Annotated in this window: 3 protein-coding genes; 2 read left to right on the forward strand and 1 reads right to left on the reverse strand. The window is 71.1% G+C overall.

What is annotated here, in order from left to right:
• Nucleotides 1-36 precede the first annotated feature (36 nt).
• Both M3330_RS15890 and M3330_RS15895 read left to right on the forward strand, forming a co-directional pair.
• A complete protein-coding gene (locus M3330_RS15890; RefSeq protein WP_255025405.1) occupies nt 37-18,819 on the forward strand; it encodes a non-ribosomal peptide synthetase in 18,783 nt (6,260 codons plus the stop codon).
• A complete protein-coding gene (locus M3330_RS15895; protein ID WP_255025406.1) occupies nt 18,819-20,579 on the forward strand; it encodes a polysaccharide biosynthesis tyrosine autokinase in 1,761 nt (586 codons plus the stop codon). Before M3330_RS15890 ends, M3330_RS15895 begins: the two co-directional genes overlap by 1 nt.
• On the opposite strand, the gene M3330_RS15900 is transcribed toward M3330_RS15895, so the two are convergent.
• Nucleotides 20,550-21,065: a low molecular weight phosphatase family protein gene (locus tag M3330_RS15900; protein WP_024101937.1), complete on the reverse strand. Its 516-nt coding sequence runs from the start codon at nt 21,063-21,065 to the stop codon at nt 20,550-20,552. The two genes, M3330_RS15895 and M3330_RS15900, sit on opposite strands and share 30 nt — an antisense overlap.
• Nucleotides 21,066-21,109: the final 44 nt, after the last annotated feature.

Consider the following 21,109-nt stretch of genomic DNA (forward strand, 5'->3'; position numbering starts at 1 on the left):
CTGCGTCCTGTATTTGTCGGGTGAGACGAGGGGAGCGTGGTGCATCTACTTCCGCTGTCCCCGAGTCAGCGGGGCCTGTGGTTCGCGCAGCAGCTGAATCCCGACATACCGTTCACCACGGCTCAGTACGTCGAGTTCCATGGCGATCTCGACGTGGACCTGGCCCGAAATGCCTGCGAGCAAGCTGCGCGCGACGTCGAATCGGGCACATTGGTGCTGGTCGAGCAGGACGGCGAGCCGTTCCAGCAGGTGGTCCTCGATATCGAGGACGCTCCCGGTTATCTCGATCTACGGTCCGAGAAGGATCCAGAAGCTGCAGCTCATCGCTGGATGACCGAGCAGTACACGAAGCCCCTCGACCTGCTGAGCGATCGGCTCATCGCCACCACCGTGCTGCGCATCGCGGACGACCGCTATTTTCTGTCGAGCTACGTCCACCACATCGCGCTCGACGGCCAGGGCGCGGTCAACATGCTCAACCGCGCCGCCGAGTTGTATTCGGCGTGGGTCTCGGGCTCCGACGCGCCGCCGCTCAAGGCGATGCCGATTGCCGACATTCTCGAAGTCGAGGCCGCCTATGTGGGCTCGAAGCGTCAGGACACCGACCGACAGCACTGGCTCGAGCGCCTGGCCGACCTGCCCGAATCCGTGTCGTTCGTCGATCACGAAGCCCCTCTAGGGGTGCCGGCGCGGCGGACGAACTCCGAACTCGACGCCGACACGGCTGCCGCGGTCTCGGCGCTCGCCCACGACGCGAACTCCACCGACGTGCCGATCGTCCTCGCGGCGTTCGGCGCGTTCCTCGCCCGGACGACGGGCGTGGTCGACGTCGTACTCAGCCTGCCCGTCTCCGCTCGCACCACCGCCGCGCTGCGTCGGTCTGCAGGTGTGCTCGCCAACGTCGTGCCGTTGCGCCTGTGCGTGGATCCTGCAACCACACCCGTCGAGCTCATCCGCGACGTGCAGGTGGAACTGAGCAGCACCCTGCGCCACCAGCGGTATCGGTACGAAGACATGCTCGCGGATCTGCGCAGCCTCGGCCGCTCCCGCGACGAGGCGGCGAGCCCGTTCGGCCCCACCGTCAATCTGATGATGTTCCATCCCGAGATCGCGTTCGGCGAGGTGACGGGGGAGTACCACCACCAGTCGAGCGGTCCGATCGACGATCTGGCCGTGAACGTCTACCCGGGCGTCGCCGGCCGCACGATGCGCGTCGACTTCGAGGCCAACCCCAATCTCTACAGCGACGAGCACCTGTCGTCGCTGCACAGCCGTTTCCGCGGATTCCTGAAGGAGTTCGTGCAGAACGCGGGCGTCGCGGTCGGCGATCTCGCCCTCGCCGACCCGGCCGAACGCGACGGCCTGGCTCCCGCCCGCGGACGCACCGCGCCCGAGCCGGAACTGCTGCCCGACGTCCTCACCCGCCACGCCGCGAGCGACACCGTCGCCGTGGTGGACGGACACGACAGCATCACCTACCGCGAACTCGACGCTCGCTCCGGCGCGCTCGCTCATGCGCTGGTCACGGCGGGTGCGGGCCCCGAAGAGCGCGTTGCGGTGCTGCTGCCTCGCTCGATCGATTCGGTGGTCGCGCTGTGGGCCGTCGCCAAGACGGGTGCCGCCTACACCCCGCTCGACCCCGAACTTCCCGCCCGTCGCCTCGAGCAGGTGCTGCGCGACGTGCGGTTCGCCGTCACCCACGATCACCCGGCGCTGCCCGAGCACGTCACCCGCATCGCGCCGCCCACCGACGGTTCCGGCGAGACCTTCACCGCCGAGCATCGCCTGCGGCCGCTGCACGTCGACAACACGGCGTGGGTCATCCACACATCCGGTTCCACCGGCACCCCGAAGGCCGTCGCGGTCGGCCATCGCGGTGTATCGGCGCTCGTGTCGACGCTGCGCGATCGCTACCGCGCCGACGAGACATCGCGCGTGCTGCACCTCGCGTCGCCGTCATTCGACGCATCGCTGCAGGAACTGCTCCTCGCCTTCGACGCCGGCGCCACCCTGGTGATCTGCCCACCCGACGCCGTCGGCGGACCGGCGCTGGCCGCTCTGCTGCGCAACGAAGCCGTCACCCACGCGATCACCGCACCGGCGATCCTCGCCGTCACCCCCGACGACGGCCTGCCCGACCTGCAGGTTCTCGACGCCGGTGGCGAAGCACTGCCGCAGGCCGTGGCCGATCGCTGGTCCACCGGCCGCATGATGTTCAACGCCTACGGGCCCACCGAGACCACGATCCTCGCGACTCTCAGCGACCCGCTGCAGCCCGGCGCGGGGGTGCCGATCGGCCGACCGATCGACGGCATGACCGCCGTCGTCCTCGACTCCCGCCTGCATCCCGTGCCCGCCGGCGTGATCGGCGAGCTGTATCTCGGGGGACCGGGCGTCGCGCGCGGCTACCTCGGCGCACCGGCCCTCACCGCCGAACGCTTCGTCGCCTCACCGTTCGGTGGGCGCATGTACCGCACGGGCGACCGCGCCCGCTGGACCACCGACGGCCACCTCGAATTCCTCGGCCGCGCCGACCAGCAGGTGAAGATCCGCGGCTACCGCATCGAACTCGGCGAAATCGAAGCCGCGCTCGTCGCCTTCGACAAGGTGCAGGCCGCGACCGTCACGGTCCACGGCGAGCACATCGCCGCCTACGTCGTGGGCGACGTCGACCCCGCCGACCTCACCGTCCGTCTCGCCGACGAACTGCCCACCTATCTGCGTCCGTCGTCGATCACCGTGCTCGAGGCGCTGCCGCTCACTCCAGGTGGCAAGGTCGATCGGCGCGCGCTGCCCGCACCCGAGCGCGCCGTGGCCGTCGGATCGCGGCCGCCCAACGGCCCGACCGAGAAGATCGTCGCCGAGCTGTTCGCCGAACTCACCGGCATCGACGACATCGGAGCCGACGACGACTTCTTCGCACTCGGCGGTCACTCGCTCGGTGCCGCCCAGCTCGCCGCTCGTCTCGGTGCCGCACTGGGCCGCGACGTGCAGTTGCGCGACGTGTTCGCCCACCCGACCGTCGCCCGCCTCGCGGCCGCCGCCGCGAAGCGACCCGAATCGGAATCGCGACCTGTCGCCACCCCCGACACCGGGCCGTCGCCGCTCGCTCCCGCACAGCGCCGACTGTTCCTGCTCGCCCGGGCACATGGCGACCCGGCCGCTTACCACCTGCCGTTCGCGTTGCACCTCGACGGCGCCCTCGATCTGCCGGCCCTGCAGGCCGCGGTGGTGGACGTCCTCGACCGGCACGAAACCCTCCGCACGCTGTTCCGCCTCGAACTCGACGGCCCGGTGCAGGACGTGCTGCCGCTCGAGCGTGCCGTCGCCGGACTGGCTCTCGAACCGGAAACCGTCGAGGGGGACGTCGAAGCGCTCATCACCGAGTGGGCGGCCGAACCGTTCGACCTCACCGCGCAGATCCCGTTCCGGATCCGCCTGCTGCGACTCGCGGACGACAAGCACGTGCTCGCCGTCGTCGCCCACCACATCGCGCTCGACGGTGCGTCGTTCGTGCCGCTCACCGCCGATGTCGCCACCGCCTATCTCGCCCGCACGACCGGGGAGGTGCCCGCGTGGACGCCGCTGCCGCTGCACTACCGGCACTACTCGCAGTGGCACCTCGATCGCCTCGGTGATCCGTCGGCACCCGACACCCGCGCCGGTCGCGAGATCGACTACTGGACACGCACACTCGACGGCCTCGTCGACGCGGCGCCGCTACCCACCGACCGTCCCCGCAACGGCGGCTTCGGTCCCGCTGCGGCCGTGGACTTCACGGTGCCGGCCGAGCAGGTCGCGGCACTGCGGTCCGTCGCCGCCGCGCACGACGCCACCACCTTCATGGCCGTGCACGCCGCCGTCGCCGTGTGGCTGGCCGCCTGGACGTCCGGGCACGACATCGCCATCGGCACCGGGACGGCCGGTCGCGACCACCCCGACCTCGACGCGCTCGTCGGCATGTTCGTCGGCACCGTCACACTGCGGACGAATGTCGACCCGGCACAGCCGTTCACGTCGCTGCTCGCACAGGCCCGCGACACCGACCTCGACGCCTTCGCGCACGCCACCGTGCCGTTCGATTACGTCGTCGACGCCCTCGGTTTCTCGCCCTTCCACGTGATGCTCGCCTACGACAACGTGGACGTGCCCGACCTCGAACTGCCCGGCCTCACCGTGCGACCGCAGGAGATCGCCTCGTCGCAGGCACGATTCGACCTCGAGATCTCGCTGCGCGAACTGCGCGACGGATCGCTCACCGGCCGCCTCGTCTACGACACGAAACTGTTCGACGACGACACCATCGCCCGCTGGGTGACCCGCCTGAGCGGAGTGCTCGAGCAGGTCGCGCAGCATCCGTCGCTGCCCGTCGGCGACCTCGACCTCGGCACCCTCTCCGTCGAACCGGCCGAACCCGGCCCGGAGGCGACCTTCGCCGAGATCATCGACCGCTCGCCGGCCTGCGTGACCGAACCCGGGGGACAGGCCGCCGAGATCCGCACGGCGGCACGCCCGCTCGCGTGGACGCTGATCGAGCGGGGCATCGGCACGGAAGACCGGGTGGCCGTCGTGCTCTCGCGGTCGACGCGTTCGGTGCTCGCCGCCGCGGCGGTCGCGCTGAGTGGCGCGGCCTTCGTGCCTGTCGACCCCAACCAGCCCGCCGCGCGCATCGCCCAGCTGCTCGGCGCATCCGGTGCGCGGTACGCGATCGTCGACGGCGACGTCGCGCTGCCCGACGGGGTCGAGCCGATCACCTTCACCGTCGAGGGCGAGACCCGCCCGATCACCGACGCGGATCGTGTGCGGCCGCTGCATGTCGACAACACGGCTTACGTCGTCTACACCTCGGGCTCTACCGGCCGGCCCAAGGGCGTGGTGGTCTCGCACCGTGGACTCGGCCCGCTCGCGCAGTCGTTCGTGGAACGTTTCGACCTGCCCGCCGTCTCCGACACCGCCACCGAAGCGCGGGTGCTGCACTTCGCTACACCTGCCTTCGACGGTGCGGTGCTCGAATACGTCCTGGCGCTCACCTCCGGCGGCACGCTGGTGGTCGCGCCCGCCGACCTGTTCGGTGGCGACGAACTCGTGGAACTGCTTCGCACCGAAGGCATCACCCACTGGTTCTCGACGCCCTCGGTGCCCACCCAGCTCGACCCCACCGGACTCGGCGCCCTGCGCACCATCGCGATCGGCGGTGAGGCATGGCCGGTCGAGACCGCCGAACGCTGGGCACCCGGACGCACCCTGCTCAACGTCTACGGACCCACCGAGACGACGGTGCTCGCGACGTCGAGCGAACCCTTCGAACCCGGAGACCGGCTCACCATCGGCACCGGCCTCGTCGGCGTCACCGCGGTGGTGCTCAGTGAACGCCTGCGGCCCGTGCCCGAAGGTGTGACCGGCGAGCTGTATCTCGGGGGACAGGGCGTCGCCCGCGGCTACCTCGACGCTCCCGCGCTCACCGCCGACCGGTTCGTCGCCAACCCGTTCGGCGCCGGACGCCTCTACCGCACAGGCGATCTCGTGCGCTGGACGGGACACGACGACGACCGCGCCCTCGAATTCGTCGGCCGCAGCGACCACCAGGTCAAGATCCGCGGCTTCCGCATCGAACTCGGCGAGATCGACGCGACCTTACAGACCCACCCGGGCATCGGCACCGCCGTGACCGTGGTGCGCGGCGACACCCTCGCCACCTACGTGCACAGCCGCAACGGCCGCCTCGACCCGCACGAGATCCGCGAGTGGGCCGCCCAGCGGCTGCCCCGGCACATGGTGCCCGCGACCGTCACCGTGCTCGACGCATTCCCGCTCACCAGCACCGGCAAGATCGACCGCGCCGCGCTACCCGAGCCGGAGGTCACCGCGACCCGCACCGACGGATACCGCAGCGCCACCGAAGAACTCGTCGCCGGTGTCGTCGCCGACCTGCTCGACCTGCCGAGCGTCGCCGGATCCGACGACTTCTTCGCCGTCGGCGGCAACTCGCTGCTCGCAACCCAGCTCGCCGCGCGCCTGCGGGGAGTCGCGGGTCGCCGGGTGGGTGTGCGCGACATCTTCGAGCACCCCACCGTCGCCGAACTCGCGAACCTGCTCGCCGAGGAACCCACCGGCGAGCACCTGCCGCTCGTGCACATCGACGACGACAGCGACGCGCCGCTCGCCCCCGCGCAGCAGCGCATGTGGCTGCTCAACCGGTTCGACGTGGCCGACGGCATCGACGGCGGCGACCACATCGCCTTCGCGCTCGATCTCGACGCCGACACCGATCTCGACGCCGTACGTGCGGCCGCCGCCACCGTGCTGTCTCGCCACGACTCGCTGCGCACGGTCTTTCCCGACAACCCGTCCGGCCCACGCCAGCACGTGCTGTCGTCGGTGACGCTCGACCTCGAGCCCGTCGACGCCGGCACCGACCTCGATGCGGAGCTGACCGAATTCGCTAGCGCGCGTTTCGATCTCACCGTGGACCCGCCGATCCGCACCCGGCTGTATCGGACAAACTCCAGCTACGTGCTCGCCGTGGTGATCGACCACATTGCCGCCGACGGCTTGTCGCTGCTGCCGCTCGGACGTGACGCCGTCGCCGCTTACCGCGCCCACCGCGACGGGGAGACGCCGGAGCTGCCGGCACCGTCGGTCACCTACCGCGACTACGCGCGCTGGCACCGGGCCGTGCTCGGCGACGAGAACGATCCCGACAGCCTCGCGGCACGGCAGCTCGCCTTCTGGAAGCAGACCCTCGACGATGCGTCGCCGCTGCTCGCGTTGCCCACCGACCGTCCCCGCAGCGCGGCGACCACCGGTACCGCGGGTCGCGCGAGTTTCACGATCCCCGCCGAACTGCACGCCGCGGTCGACAAGCTCGCCCGCGCCCACGACGTCACGCCGTTCATGGTGATGCACGCGGCCTTTGCGATCTTGCTGTCGGCGCTTGCCGCCACTGACGACGTCACCATCGGCACGCCCGTCTCCGGACGCAGCGACGCCGCGGTCGATGACGTGGTGGGCATGTTCGTCGGCACCGTGCCGCTGCGGTTGCGGGTGCATCCGCGCCGCACCTTCGCGGACCTGCTCGCCGATACCCGTCGCGCCGATCTCGATGCCTTCGCTCACGCCGACGTGCCGTTCGATCGGATCGTCGACGCGGTGGGTGCCGGCACCGACGCGCACCACCCGTTGTTCCAGGTCATCCTGGCGTACGAGTCGTTCTCGCTCGACGAGTTCACGCTCCCCGGCAGCTCCACGACGATCCGCGAAATCCCGGTGGGCACGGCCCGCGTCGACCTCGAACTGACCGTCCGCGAACGCCGTTCCGAGACCGGTGTACCCGCCGGTTTGGAAACGGTCCTCACGTACGCGGACGAACTTTTGGATTCGCACACGATTGTGCGGTGGCAGTCGTGGTTCGTGCGTATCCTCGATGCCGTTACCGCCGACCCGGCTGTGTCGGTCGGCGGTATCGAGTTGGGCGACGCCGACCTCACCCCCGTCGGCGTCGCGCAACAACTTTCGGCAGAGTCGCTGCCCGAGCTGGTCGCGCAGCGCGTGGCCGACGATCCGGCGGCCGTCGCCGTGGTGGGGGACGGGTACTCCCTCAGTTACGGCGCGCTGTGGTCGCGTTCGGGCGCGCTCGCCAAACTCCTCCGCGAACGCGGCGTCACCGCCGAGGACGTCGTCGCCGTCGCGCTGCCGCGCACCCCCGACCTCGTCGTCGCGATCCTCGCCGTCTCCCGCGCCGGTGGCATCTACCTGCCCGTCGACGTCACGCATCCCGCGACGCGCCTGCAGGCCCTGTTCGACGACGCGCAGCCCTCGCTGGTCGTCACCGACAGCGACTTCACCGACGTCCGCGTGCCGACGCTGCGACTCGACGACCCGGAGGTGGCCGGCCGCCTCGACGACGGGGCCCTGTTCGACTTCCCGCTCGTCGCGGATTTCGGCGCCTACATCGTCTACACCTCCGGTTCCACCGGAACCCCCAAGGGCGTGCAGGTGACGCACCGCAGCGTGCTGTCGCTGCTCGCCGCGACCGTCGACGAATTCGGGCTGCGCGCCGACGACGTGTGGACGATGTTCCACTCGCCGGCCTTCGACTTCTCCGTGTGGGAGATGTGGGCACCGCTGGCCACCGGCGCTCGTGTGGTCGTGGTCGACCACCTCACCGTGCGCGACCCGGCCGCCTTCGTGGACGTGCTCACCAGCAACCGGGTGACGGTGCTCAACCAGACCCCCACGGCCTTCTACCAGCTCGCCGCCACCGATCACGCGCCGCTCGAAGACCTGCGGCTGGTGATCTTCGGCGGCGAAGCCCTCGACCCGGAGCGCGTGCGCCCGTGGGCCGCAAGCCATCCGCATGTGCGGACGATCAACATGTTCGGCATCACCGAGACCACCGTGCACGTGACCTTCGGAGACGCCACCGCGACCGGCATCGGTGCGCCGCTGCCCGGTCTCGCCGTGGATGTGCTCGACTCGTCGCTGCGACCCGCACTGCCCGGTGCGATCGGCGAACTGTACGTGCGCGGAGACCAACTCGCGCGCGGCTACCGCGGACGTTCCGGTCAGACCGCGACCCGCTTCGTCGCCGCTCCCGGTGGCACCCGCCGCTACCGCACCGGAGACCTCGGCCGCCGCGACACCAGCGGTGCCCTGCACTATCTCGGTCGCGCCGACCAGCAGATCGAACTGCGCGGCTACCGCATCGAACCCGGCGAGATCGAAGCCGCCCTGCTGCGCAGCAAGGGCGTGCGCCAGGCCGTCGTGCTGCTGCGCGACGACCGCCTCGTCGCCTATCTCGTCGGCGGCGACGCCACCGCGGCCCTGTGCGACCTGCGACGTAGCCTGCCCGACTACCTCGTCCCGTCGGCCGCCGTGGCTCTCGACGCGCTGCCGCTCACCGCCAACGGCAAGCTCGACCGCGCCGCGCTGCCCACCCCCGACGTCACCGCCGATGGGGGAGCGGCACCGCACGGACCGGTCGAGGAACTCGTCGCGGACGTGTGCGCCGAACTGCTCGGCATCACTGCCGGCACCCTCGGCGCCGACGACGACTTCTTCCACCTCGGCGGCAACTCGCTGCTCGCCACGCGCCTCGCCGGTCGCCTGTCGGACGTGCTCGACGCCGACGTCACCGTGAGAGACATCTTCGAGAACCGGACCATTACAGCCCTAACTTCACACATAACCAGTGGAAGCGATAAGCCCTCTCGCCGTGCGCGTCTCGTCGCCGACCCCGACGCACCCGCCCCGTTGTCGGCGGCCCAGCAGCGCCTGTGGTTCATCAACCGCTTCGACCCGGCCTCCCCGAGCTACAACCTGCCCTTCGTGGTGCGGCTCGACGGGAACCTCGACGTCGATGCCCTCACCGCCGCCGTGGCCGACGTGCTCGAACGGCACCGCACGCTGCGCACCGTCTACCCGGCCGCCGACGAGTACACCGTGCTGCCCCCGGCACGCCCCGATCTCGACCCGGTGGCCGTGCCGGAGGACGCCCTCGACGAATTCGTCCGCGACTACGCCACCACCGGATTCGACCTCACCGTCGAACCCCCGGCCCGCATGCGCCTGTACCGGACGGCACCGGATCGGCACGTGCTGCTCGTCGTCCTGCACCACATCGCAGCCGACGGCTGGTCGCTGACGCCGCTACTGCGCGACATCGCCGTCGCCTACGACGCCCGCCTCACCGGCGCGACCCCCGAACTTCCGGTGCTGCCCGTGCAGTACACCGACTACGCGCGGTGGCAGCGCAGCGTCGCCGACGAACAGATCCCGTACTGGCTGGGCGAACTCGCCGACCTGCCCGACGAGGTGACCCTGCCCGGCGACCGGCCACGCCCCGCGCAGCCCACCGGACACGGTGCCGCCCACACCATCTCGCTCGACGTCGACCTCGTCCGAGGTTTGCACACGCTGGCACGTGAGGGTCGCGCGACGGTGTTCATGGTGCTGCACGCCGCACTCGCAGCTCTGCTCGCGCGGCACGGTGCCGGTCGCGACATCCCCATCGGCACCGCCGTCTCCGGTCGCGGCGACCCGCAGCTCGACGACGTCGTCGGCATGTTCGCCGGCACCCTCGTGCTGCGCACCGACGTCGACCCCGACGCCACCTTCACCGAGCTGCTCGCGCAGGTGCACCGCCGCGACCTCGCCGCCTACAGCAACCCGGACGCACCGTTCGAGACGCTCGTCGAGAAGCTGCAGCCCGCCCGCAGCGAAGCACGGCACCCGCTGTTCCAGATCGCGCTGTCGCAGGCACGACCCGTCGCCTCGACCTTCGCGCTGCCCGGCCTGAACGTCACCGCCGCGCCTGTCGACACCGAAACGGTCAACGTCGACGTGCAGGTCACCGTCACCGAGCAGCAGGACGGCATCGACCTCGAATTCTTCTACAGCACAGACCTGTACGACGCCGACACCGTCGCCGGCTACGCCGACCGCCTGCGAACGATCCTGAGCGCGGCCGTCGCCGATCCGGACGTGCGGGTCGGGGAGATCGACCTGCACGGCGACGCCGGCCTGCCCACTGTCGGCGCTGTGCCGGGCGCACCCCGGTCGCTGCGCCAGTGGCTCGCGCAGGGCGCGGCTGCCGGCGGCGAGGAACTCGCGATCGTCGACGACGACCGCGAACTGTCGTATCCCGAACTGCTCTACTATTCCGACGCTCTCGCCGCGCGTCTCCAGCTCGCCGGGGTGCGCCCGGGCGACCCGGTCGCATGCGCCTACCCGCGCTCGCTCGAATCGGTGCTCGCCGTGTGGGGCATCATCGGCGCCGGCGCCGCACCGATGCTCGTCGACCCCACCGCCCCCACCACGCGCCTGGCCGAGATGCTCGCCGACGTGCGTGTGGGAGTCGGTGAAGCGCCGACACTTCCGGCGACCGTGCGGTGGCTCGAGGTGACCTCCGACGACGAGGAACCGCTCGCCGACGTCGTTGATCCCGCACCCGACGCCCCCGCCTACTTCGTCTTCACCTCCGGCACCACCGGACACCCCAAGGCCGTCACCGTCACCCAGCGCGCCGCGAGCGCGTTCGCCGAGGACATCGGCGAATACCTCGCAGCCTTCCCGGGCGATCGCGTCCTGCACGTCGCGGCACCGTCGTTCGACGCCGCGATGCTCGAGATGCTCACCGCCGGCATCTCCGGCGCGACGCTCGTGGTGGCCGACGCCGACAGCTACGGTGGCGCAGCCCTCGGCGACCTGCTCGACAGTGCCGCGATCACCCACGCGGTGATGACGCCGTCGACGCTCGCGACCGTGCCGGTGCGCGACCTACCCGCCCTGCGCACGCTCGTGCTCGGCGGCGACCGGCTCACCTGCGAGATCGTCGACCGCTGGGGAGACGGGCGCACCCTGATCAACAGCTACGGCCCGGCCGAGGCCACGATGTTCGTCACCAACTCGCAGCCGCTGCGACCGGGCGACGACATCGTCATCGGCACCCCGGTCCGCGGCGTCACCGTCGAGGTCCTCGACGAGCGACTGCGTCCCGTGCCCGCCGGCGTGGTCGGCGAACTGTACGTCTCGGGACCGCGACTCGCGTCGGGCTACCGGGATGCCGCTGGGCGCACCGCCTCGCGGTTCGTCGCCGGACCCGACGGCCGTCGCTACCGCACCGGCGACCTCGTGCGCTGGACCCGCGCCGGCGCCCTCGAATTCGTCGGCCGTAGCGACAACCAGATCAAGCTGCGCGGCGTGCGCATCGAACCCGGCGAGATCGACACCGCCCTCACCGCACTCGACGGCGTCGACCGCGCCGTGACGCTCGTGCGCAGCGGCCGCCTCATCTCCTACGTCACCGGCGAGAACCTCGACGGCGATAACCTGGACGACGCAGGCCTGCGAGCGCAGCTGCGCACCGTCCTGCCCGCGCACCTCGTGCCCACCGCGATCGTGCCGCTGGCCGCAATCCCGCTCACCTCCCACGGCAAGGTCGACGCCGCCGCACTGCCCGAACCCGCAGCCGGGGAAGGCAGCGAACCCCGCACGGGGACCGAAGCACTCGTCGCCCGCATCATCGGCGACGTCCTCGGCGACGGCACCACGATGGGACGCACCGACGACTTCTTCGCGGTCGGCGGCAACTCGCTGCTCGCGACCGTCCTCGTCGGACGCCTGCGCGACGAGACCGGCACCGACGTGCCGCTGCGCACCGTCTTCGCGAACCCCACCGTCGACGCACTCGCCGCCGCCCTCGACGCCGGTGGTTTCGATACCGACGCCGGACCCGTCGCCGTGTCGCCGCGACCGGAACGGATCCCGCTCAGCCGCGCCCAGCGTCGTCTGTGGGGACTGAGTTCGCTTGCCCCCGATGCCTACCGGCTGCGCAGCGAGGTCAACCTGAGCGGACCGCTCGACCTCGGTGCCCTGCAGGCCGCGCTCGGCGACGTCGCGCTGCGCCACGAGATCCTGCGCACCGACTACATCGTCGACGGCGACGGCGTGTACCAGCAGGTCCACGAAGCGCCGCGCAGCGACCGGTGGCGTGTGCGACTCGAACGCACCGGCCCCGACCAGCACGTGCTGTATCTCGACGTCGACCATTCGATCGCCGACGGCACGTCGCTGCGGCCGTTGCTGCGCGACCTCACCATCGCCTACCTCGCCCGCGTGAACGGTGCGGCACCGCAGTGGGAACCGCTGCCGCTGCAGTACGCCGACTACGCCCTGTGGGAAGCCGAGCGCGGCATCCCCGAACGCGACCTCGAACATTGGCGACGCGCCCTCGACGGACTCACCTTCACCGAACTGCCCGCCGACGCCACCGGAACCGACACCGGTGCGCGCAGCGTCGACTTCACCGTGCCCGCCGAGGTACGCGACGCACTCGCCGACCTCGCCCGCGCACACGGCGCCACCGAGTTCATGGTGCTGCACGCCGCGCTGTCGGTGCTGCTCGCGCGACTCGGCGGCAGCGACGACATCGCCGTCGCCGCCGTGGTGGGCGGACGCCGTTGGGCGCAGCTCGAAGACCTCGTCGGCCCGTTCCTCGACACCCTCGTGCTGCGCGCCCGCGTGGCCGCCGACATGTCGTTCGCCGGACTGCTCGGCCAGGTCCGCGATTTCGACGTCGCCGCTTTCGATCACGTCGCCGTGCCCTACGAGCAGCTGCTGTCGGAGCGGCAGAGCGGTGCACCGCAGGTCGCGCTGGCATTGCAGGACTTCGGCTTCGACCCGATCAGCCTCGGGGAGCTCACCGTCGAGGCCCGCGAAGTCCTCGACGACACAACGAAGTTCGATCTGCAGTTCACGCTCGCCCCGCGCCCCGACGGTTACACCGGCACGCTCGTGTTCGACGCCTCCCGCTTCGCCGGCCGCACCGCCGAACTGCTCGTCAGCCGTTTCGTCGCGCTGCTCGGCAGCCTGGCGAGCGCACCCGACAGTGTTGTCGGCGAACTGGCGGTCGACACCCCGGCTCCCGCCCTCGACGGTGGCGAACCGGCCCCGGCACACACACTCGCCGAGATGTTGCGCGCCACCGCCGCCGCGCATCCCGACCGTGAGGCCCTGCGCGGCGACGGCGAATCGCTCACCTACCGCGAACTCGACGAGCAGTCCGACGCCCTCGCCGAGGAGTTGCGGGCCGACGGCGCGCGGGACGGGAAGATCGTGCGCATCGACGCACCGCGCAGCGTCGACTACATCCGCACCCTGTGGGCCATCACCAAGACCGGTGCGGCCTTCACACATTCGCGGCAGGCAGGGGAGACGTGCCTGCCCGGCACCGCCTACGTCGTGTCCACCTCCGGCTCCACCGGCACCCCGAAGCGGGTCGCGGTGACGCACCGCGGACTCGCCCCGCTCGCCGCCGAAGCGGCCGAGCGTTACCGGGTCGAGCCCGGAGACCGCGTGCTGCACGGCTATTCACCCGAGTTCGACGCGGCACTGCTCGAACTGCTGCTCGCCCACACCACCGGTGCGACGCTCGTCGTCGCACCCCCGGACGTCTACGCCGGGCAGGACCTGCACCGCTACCTCGCCGAACAGCGCATCACCCATTACCTGTCGACCCCCACGGTGCTCGGCACCCTCGATCCCGAGGGACTGCCCGACCTGAAGGTCGTCGCCTCCGGAGGCGAATCGCTGTCGCCGTCGCTCGCGGCGCGCTGGGCCGACGGCCGCGTGATGCTCGACGCCTACGGACCGACCGAGGCCACGATCGTCGCGACCCTCGTCGACATCGAACCCGGCACCCGACCGAGCATCGGCAAGCCCGTCCCTGGCACCGTCGCCCACGTGCTCGACGCGCGCTTGCGTCCCGTGCCCGCCGGAGGCGTCGGCGAGTTGTACCTCGCGGGTGAGGGCCTCGCCGCCGGATATCTCGACGACCCGGCCCGCACCGCCGAACGCTTCGTGGCCGCTCCCGGTGGTGCCCGCATGTACCGCACCGGCGACCGCGTCCACCGCCGCGTCGACGACACCCTCGGCTATCTCGGCCGCACCGATCGCCAGCTCAAGGTGCGCGGCGTGCGCATCGAACCCGGCGAACTCGAAGCCACGCTGCTCGCCCAGCCCGGTATCCGGCAGGCAGCGGTGGTCGCGGTGAGTGGCACGCTCGTCGCGTTCGCGGCCGGACCGGATCTGTCGGCCGACGACATCACCGCGCGAGTCGCGCTCGTCGTGCCGCCGCACCGCATGCCGACCCGCGTGCACGCGCTCGACCAGCTGCCCCTCACGTCCAACGGCAAGCTCGACGTCGCAGCGCTCGAACTGCACGACGCCGCGGCCCTCGACGACGACGCCGCCCTGGACCGTCCGCTCACCGACGCCGAGGATCTCGTCGTCACCGTCGCCGAGGACGTGCTCGGCGCCCGTCCGGCCGCGCACCGCGGGTTCTTCACCGCCGGCGGCGACTCGCTGTCGGCCGTCGTGTTCGCCGCGCGGCTGAGCGAGGCGTTCGGTACCGACGTGCCGGTGCGCGAGGTGCTCGCCGCCCCCACGCTCGCCGCGCTCGCCGCCCGCATCGAATCCGGCGACGACCAGCGCGTCGCGCTGCGGCCCTACGACGATGACACCCCGGCACCGATCGCTCCCGCGCAGCGCCGCCTCGGCATCGTCGCGCGGTCCGAGACCGGCACCGCCGGCTATCTCGTGCCGGTCGTGCTCACGCTGAGCGGCGACCTCGACGTCGACGCCCTCACCGCCGCGGTGAGCGATGTCGTCGACCGCCATCGCGTGCTGCGCACCGCCTTCACCGACGACGTGCAGGTACCCGTCGACCCGCCGGTGCTCGAACACTCCGCGCCGGAGGACGTCGCCGCGGCCGTGACCGCCACGATCACCACGCCCTTCGACATCACGATGCAGGCCCCGATGCGGATCCGGTTGTTCGACGTCGAACCCGGCCGCTGGGTGCTCGCCGCCGCCGTGCACCACATCGCGTTCGACGGCGCGTCCGTCGGACCGCTGCTCACCGATCTCGCCGTCGCCTATGCCGCGCGTCGCGGGGCAGAAGCGCCGGTCTTCGAGTCGCTGCCCGTCACCTACGGCGACTACGCGCGCTGGCAGCACGAACTGCTCGGCGACCCCACCGATCCGGGCTCGCTCGCCGCCCGCCAACTCGACTACTGGACAACCACACTCGCCGGCCTGCCCGACGGCCCGCTGCCGCTGCCCGCCGACCGGCCGCGCCCCGCGCAGCCGACCCACCGTGGCGCGCAGATCGTCTCGACCCTCGACACCGAGACCCACCGACGCCTCCGGGACGTCGCGCGCAGCCACGACGTCACCGTGTTCATGCTCGTCCACGCGGTGCTCGCCGCGATGCTCGCGCGTCGCAGCGGGCGCACCGACATCGCCGTGGGCACGGCGATCGCGGGTCGCACGGATGCCCGCCTCGACCGGCTCGTCGGCATGTTCGTCGGCACCGTCGTGCTGCGCACCGCCGTCGACCCGTCGCGGCCGTTCACCGACCTGCTGCGCGACGTGCGGGCCACCGACCTCGGCGCGCTCGCGCACGCCGACGTGCCGTTCGACGAGGTCGTCGCCCGCCTCGCGCCGCGGCGCGACCCGTCGTACAGCCCGCTCTTCCAGGTGCTGCTCACGCACCGCGTCGAGGCCGGCGAGGTGCTGCCGCAACTGCCGGATGTGCAGATCGCCGAGACCGACGCCGGGGAACCGGCCGCGCAGTTCGACGTGGTCGTCGAACTCGTCGAGCGCGAGGCCGGACTCGACCTGCGCCTGGTCTATGCGACGGATCTGTTCGACGACACTACCGGCGACGCGATGCTCACCGACCTCGTGGCGATGCTCGCCGCCGCCCTCGCCGAACCCGACCGCGCCGTCGGCGATCTCGCCGTGCCGGTGCCCGCACCGCTGTCGGCTCCCGCCGTCGCACCGCGCACCCTGCCCGAGATCTTCGCGACCGCCGTCGAGCAGCATCGCGGACGCATCGCGGTGCGCTCCGGCACCGTCGCCTGGACGTACGGCGGACTCGACGCCCGCGCCGACGAGATCGCCTCCGTGCTCGCCTCCCACGGCGTACGACGCGGAGACCTCGTCGCGATCGCCGTGCCGCGCAGCGAGTACTGGCCGCTCGCCGTCTGGGCGATCACGAAACTCGGTGCGGCATGGGTGTCCGTCGACCTCACCCAGCCCGACGCGCGCAGCGCCGCGATCCTCGCCGGCTCCGGTGCTCGCATCGGCCTGACCGTCGGCTACCGCGAACTCGGCCACGTGACGTGGCTCGACCTCACCGCCGACCGCAGCATCGACTTCGACGCCGTCGAACCCCCGCGTCCCGCAGTCACATCCGGCGACCTCGCCTACACGATCTACACGTCCGGCACCACAGGCACGCCGAAGGGCGTCGACGTCACCCACCGTGGGCTCGCGGCGCTGCTCGACGTGCAGACCGCCCTGCTCGACCTCGGGCCGGAATCGCGCGTGCTGCAGGTCGCCTCGCACACCTTCGACGCCGCGGTCTTCGAACTGATCTCCGCCCACGCGCACGGCGGTGCCCTCGTGATCGCCCCCGACCACACCTTCGCCGGGGAACCCCTGCAGGAGCTGATCGTCGACGAGCGCGTCACGCACCTCAACCTCACGCCCACCGTGCTCGGCACCCTCGACCCCGAGGCATTCGAGCCGACGACGATCGTCGCCGCGGGTGAGACCCTGCCCGGTGCACTGGTGGGCCGCTGGTCGCGGCACCGGATCGTCAACGGCTACGGACCCACCGAATTCACCGTCGCCGTCTCGTATTCCGCGCCGCTCACCGATGACGAGAAGCCGAGCATCGGCACGCCTGTCGCGGGAGCTACCGCCTACGTGCTCGACTCGCGTCTGCACCCCGTGCCGCGCGGCACCGTCGGCGAGCTCTACGTGACCGGTGACAGCACCGCCCGCGGCTACCGCTACGAATCCGGCCTCACCGCAACGCGATTCGTCTCGAGCCCGTTCGGCGACGACGGGTCGCGGCTGTACCGCACGGGCGACCTGGTTCGGATCCTGCCGAACGGGGTACTGGATCACGTGGCCCGCATCGACGACCAGGTGAAGATCCACGGCATCCGCGTCGAACCCGCCGAGGTCGACGCCGCGCTGCTGAACCGTCCGGGAGTCGCGGCGGCCGTGACCGTTCCGCATCCCGGACGTGACGGCGACACCGTGCTCGTCTCCTATATCCAGCCCGAGACCGGCACCGCACCCGACACGGCAGCATTGCGTCGCGCGCTCGTCGCCGACCTGCCGCGTCACCTGCGGCCGGTGAGCATCACCGTCGTTGACGCACTGCCGCTGATGGCATCCGGCAAGGTCGACCGCGCGGCGCTGCCCGCCCCCGACACCGCCGTCGACGAACCATATGTGGCGCCGCAGGGACGCATCGCGCAGACCGTCGCCGCGGTGTTCGCCCGCCACCTCGACCGGCCGATCGACGAGATCTCTGCTGACCGAAGTTTCTTCGACCTCGGTGGCAGTTCCATCGCGGCCGTCACCGTCGCAGGTGAACTGCGCGACGAGCTCGGCGCCGACGTTCCCGTCGAGTGGCTGTTCACCAGCCCGGATCTCGCGTCGCTCGCCGACCGCATCGACCACGGCCGCAGTAATGACGAACGCGACCCGCTCGGCAGCCTCGTCGAGATCGCCGGTCGCGGTGACGAGAAGCCGCCGTTGTTCTGCGTGCACCCCATCAGCGGACTCGCATGGATGTACGCCGGTTTCGCGCAGCATCTCGACGGCCGTACCCTCTACGGTCTCCAGGCAACGGGCTTCGACGACATTCCGGACAGCATCGGCGAACTCGCCGCGCGGTATGTGGCCGAAATCCGTAAGGTGAGGGCCGATGGTCCCTACCACCTGCTGGGCTGGTCGGTGGGCGGCACCATCGCACACGAGATGGCCGTGCAGCTCCGCGAGCACGGAGAGCAGGTCGGTGCGGTAGTGCTGCTCGACACGCTCACGCCCGAGACTGTGCCTGCCGAGCCCCACCCGACGGCAGAGAACGTACCCGACATCGCCGGGCTGCCCGAAGAACTCGTCGCCGAGGTCCGGCGCCGCACCGACGCCGCCGCGCAGGCCGTCGAAGACGCGGTGCGCCGACACACCCTCAGCGAATACGACGGCGACATCGACCTGGTGGTCGCCGAACCCGATCTCGACCGGCACCCAGATATCGCCGCCACCTGGCAGCGATATGTGCGCGGTCTCGTCGTCGAACATCCGGTGCCGTTCACGCACTCGGAACTGGCCGATCCGGACGCGGTGCGTGCGATCGGCCCGGTGCTCGACAGCGTGCTCGAGCGCCACGACGACCCCCACACCGCGCCCGCCGGGTGCGCACGCAGTGTTACCGCAACGAGGGAGACGCCCTGATGGAAGTACATGATTACCTGCGAATTCTGCAGGCGAGGTGGAAGATCGTCGCCGTCACGACGGTGGTGGCGGTTCTTGCCGCCCTCGGCGCCTCCCTGCTGACCACGCCCCAGTACGAAGCCAAGACACGCCTGTTCGTGTCGACCTCGTCGGGCGCATCGGTGCAGGAGATCTATCAGGGCAACCTGTTCTCGCAGCAGCGAGTCACCTCCTACACCGAACTGCTCGAGGGCACCACCCTCGCGCAGCGCACCCTCGACAAGCTCGGTCTCGGCGAGATGTCGGCCGTCGATCTCGCCGGCAAGGTGACCGCCTCGTCGACCCCCGACACGGTGCTCATCGACACCGCCGTCACCGACGAGTCGCCCGAGCGTGCCCGCGACCTCGCCAACGCACTGTCGGACGAGTTCGTCGTCATGGCACGCGAACTGGAGACCCCCGAGGACGGCGGCCCGCCGACCGCCCGCGTGGTGGTCGAGCAGTACGCGGCCACGCCGTCGGCGCCGGTGACGCCGAAGACCACACGGAACGTCGCGCTGGGTCTGGCCGTCGGTGTGCTGCTCGGCATCGCCCTCGCGGTGCTGCGCGATCGCCTCGACAACACCATCAAGGACCGCAACGCCGTCGAGGAGCTCGCCGGCACCGGTGTGGTGGGTGTGATCCCGCTCGAGAAGGCCCGGCACGAAGAGCCGGCGATCGTGTTCGCGGACGCCAACAGCGGCGACGCCGAGGCCTACCGGGAGATGCGGACCAACCTGCAGTTCCTCGAGGTCGACAACCCGCCGCGCGCGATCGTTATCACCAGTTCCCTGCCCGGCGAGGGCAAGACCACCACGGCCGTCAACCTGGCCCTGGTGCTCGCCGAGGCCGGTCACTCCGTCGTGCTCGTCGAAGCCGACCTGCGCCGCCCGCGTGTGACCAAGTACCTCGGCACGCTCGGCGACGCCGGCCTGTCGAACGTGCTCGCACACACGGCTGCACTCGAGGACGTGCTCCAGCCGACGCGCTTCGACGGCATGTGGGTGCTCGCGGCCGGCGGTCTGCCGCCCAACCCGTCCGAGCTGCTCGGTTCCGCGCATGCGCGGGAGGTCGTCGAGGACCTGCGGTCGCGCTTCGACTACGTCATCATCGACGCGCCGCCGCTGCTGCCCGTCACCGACGCGGCGATCCTCACGAACATCGCCGACGGTGCGCTGCTCATCGCGCGTTACGGCAAGACCACCCGCGAGCAGTTCGCGCGGGCCGTCGGCAACCTGCGGGCGGTCAACGCGCCCGTGCTGGGCACGATCCTGGCGCTGACCCCGACCAAGGGACGCGGCACGGCCTACGAATACCGCTACTACTACAGCTCCGACAAGGACGGTGCTGCTCCGGCAGCCGCCCAGACGAGCACGCCGGCGACGCAGCGTGTCGGAGCGCCGGCACCGACCGCACCGACCGCACCGGCCGCCCAGCCGGCTGCGCAGGCGCAGACGACCGCGTCGGCACCCGTCGAGGGACCGGCCCGGCCGCAGAACGGTCAGCATCATGTCGAGCCGCCGGCCACGCAGGCCCACCCGGCGCCGAGCAACGACGCCTACCACTACCGCGCTGCGGAGCAGTTCCCGCCGGCGCCGCAGCCGGCATCGGAGCGATACGGCAGCGAGCCCTACCAGGCGCCGCAGGCGTACTCCGCCGCCGAGCCGCTGTCGCGACCCGTGGTGCACGCACCGCGACGCCCGGTGAACGACTCAGGCTCGGAGAGCGGCGAGGAGAGGTAGCAACAGATCGGCGATCTCGGATCCGACCGTGACGAACGTCTCCTCGTCTCGGCCGATCGGGTCGACGATGTCCTCCGGCCCGGGTGCAGACATCTGCGCCCGGGCCGTCGTCAGTTCTGCGATGGTCCGCGCACCGGTGGCGTTCTGCAGCCGGGCGGCCTCGCGCAGCGTGAACGTCACCCGCATCCTGCGCGGTGCGAGCTGGATGACCTTGGCGCGGTGCCGCTCGCTCATCGTGATGATCATGTCGGAGTCCTCCGCGATCGGCGGGGTGATCCGACGCGCAGCGAATCCGTCCGGATCGCCTCCGAGCTGCTGCAACACGAGTGCCGCGGTGGGTTCCATGCCGTAACCGACCATCGCCCGGGTGCCGGCGCTGTGCGCCGAAAGGTCCTCGCGACCGGCCTCGGCCGCGTATGCGGTGGTCAACCTCTCTGCGGTGGGTGATCGGCAGATGTTTCCGGTACACACATAGAGAATCCGCATTCGGCGATCCTATGGGAGACGCTATCCAGGCGCTCAGGAGCCAT

Origin of the sequence: Rhodococcus sp. GA1, from assembly GCF_024321955.1 — a bacterium.
Lineage (GTDB): Bacteria > Actinomycetota > Actinomycetes > Mycobacteriales > Mycobacteriaceae > Rhodococcus > Rhodococcus pyridinivorans.

What these genes read in the sequence shown, in the direction of transcription:
- M3330_RS15895 (WP_255025406.1), top strand. Translation starts at nt 18,819, where the DNA reads ATGGAAGTACATGATTACCTGCGAATTCTGCAGGCGAGGTGGAAGATC.
- M3330_RS15900 (WP_024101937.1), bottom strand. Translation starts at nt 21,065, where the DNA reads ATGCGGATTCTCTATGTGTGTACCGGAAACATCTGCCGATCACCCACC.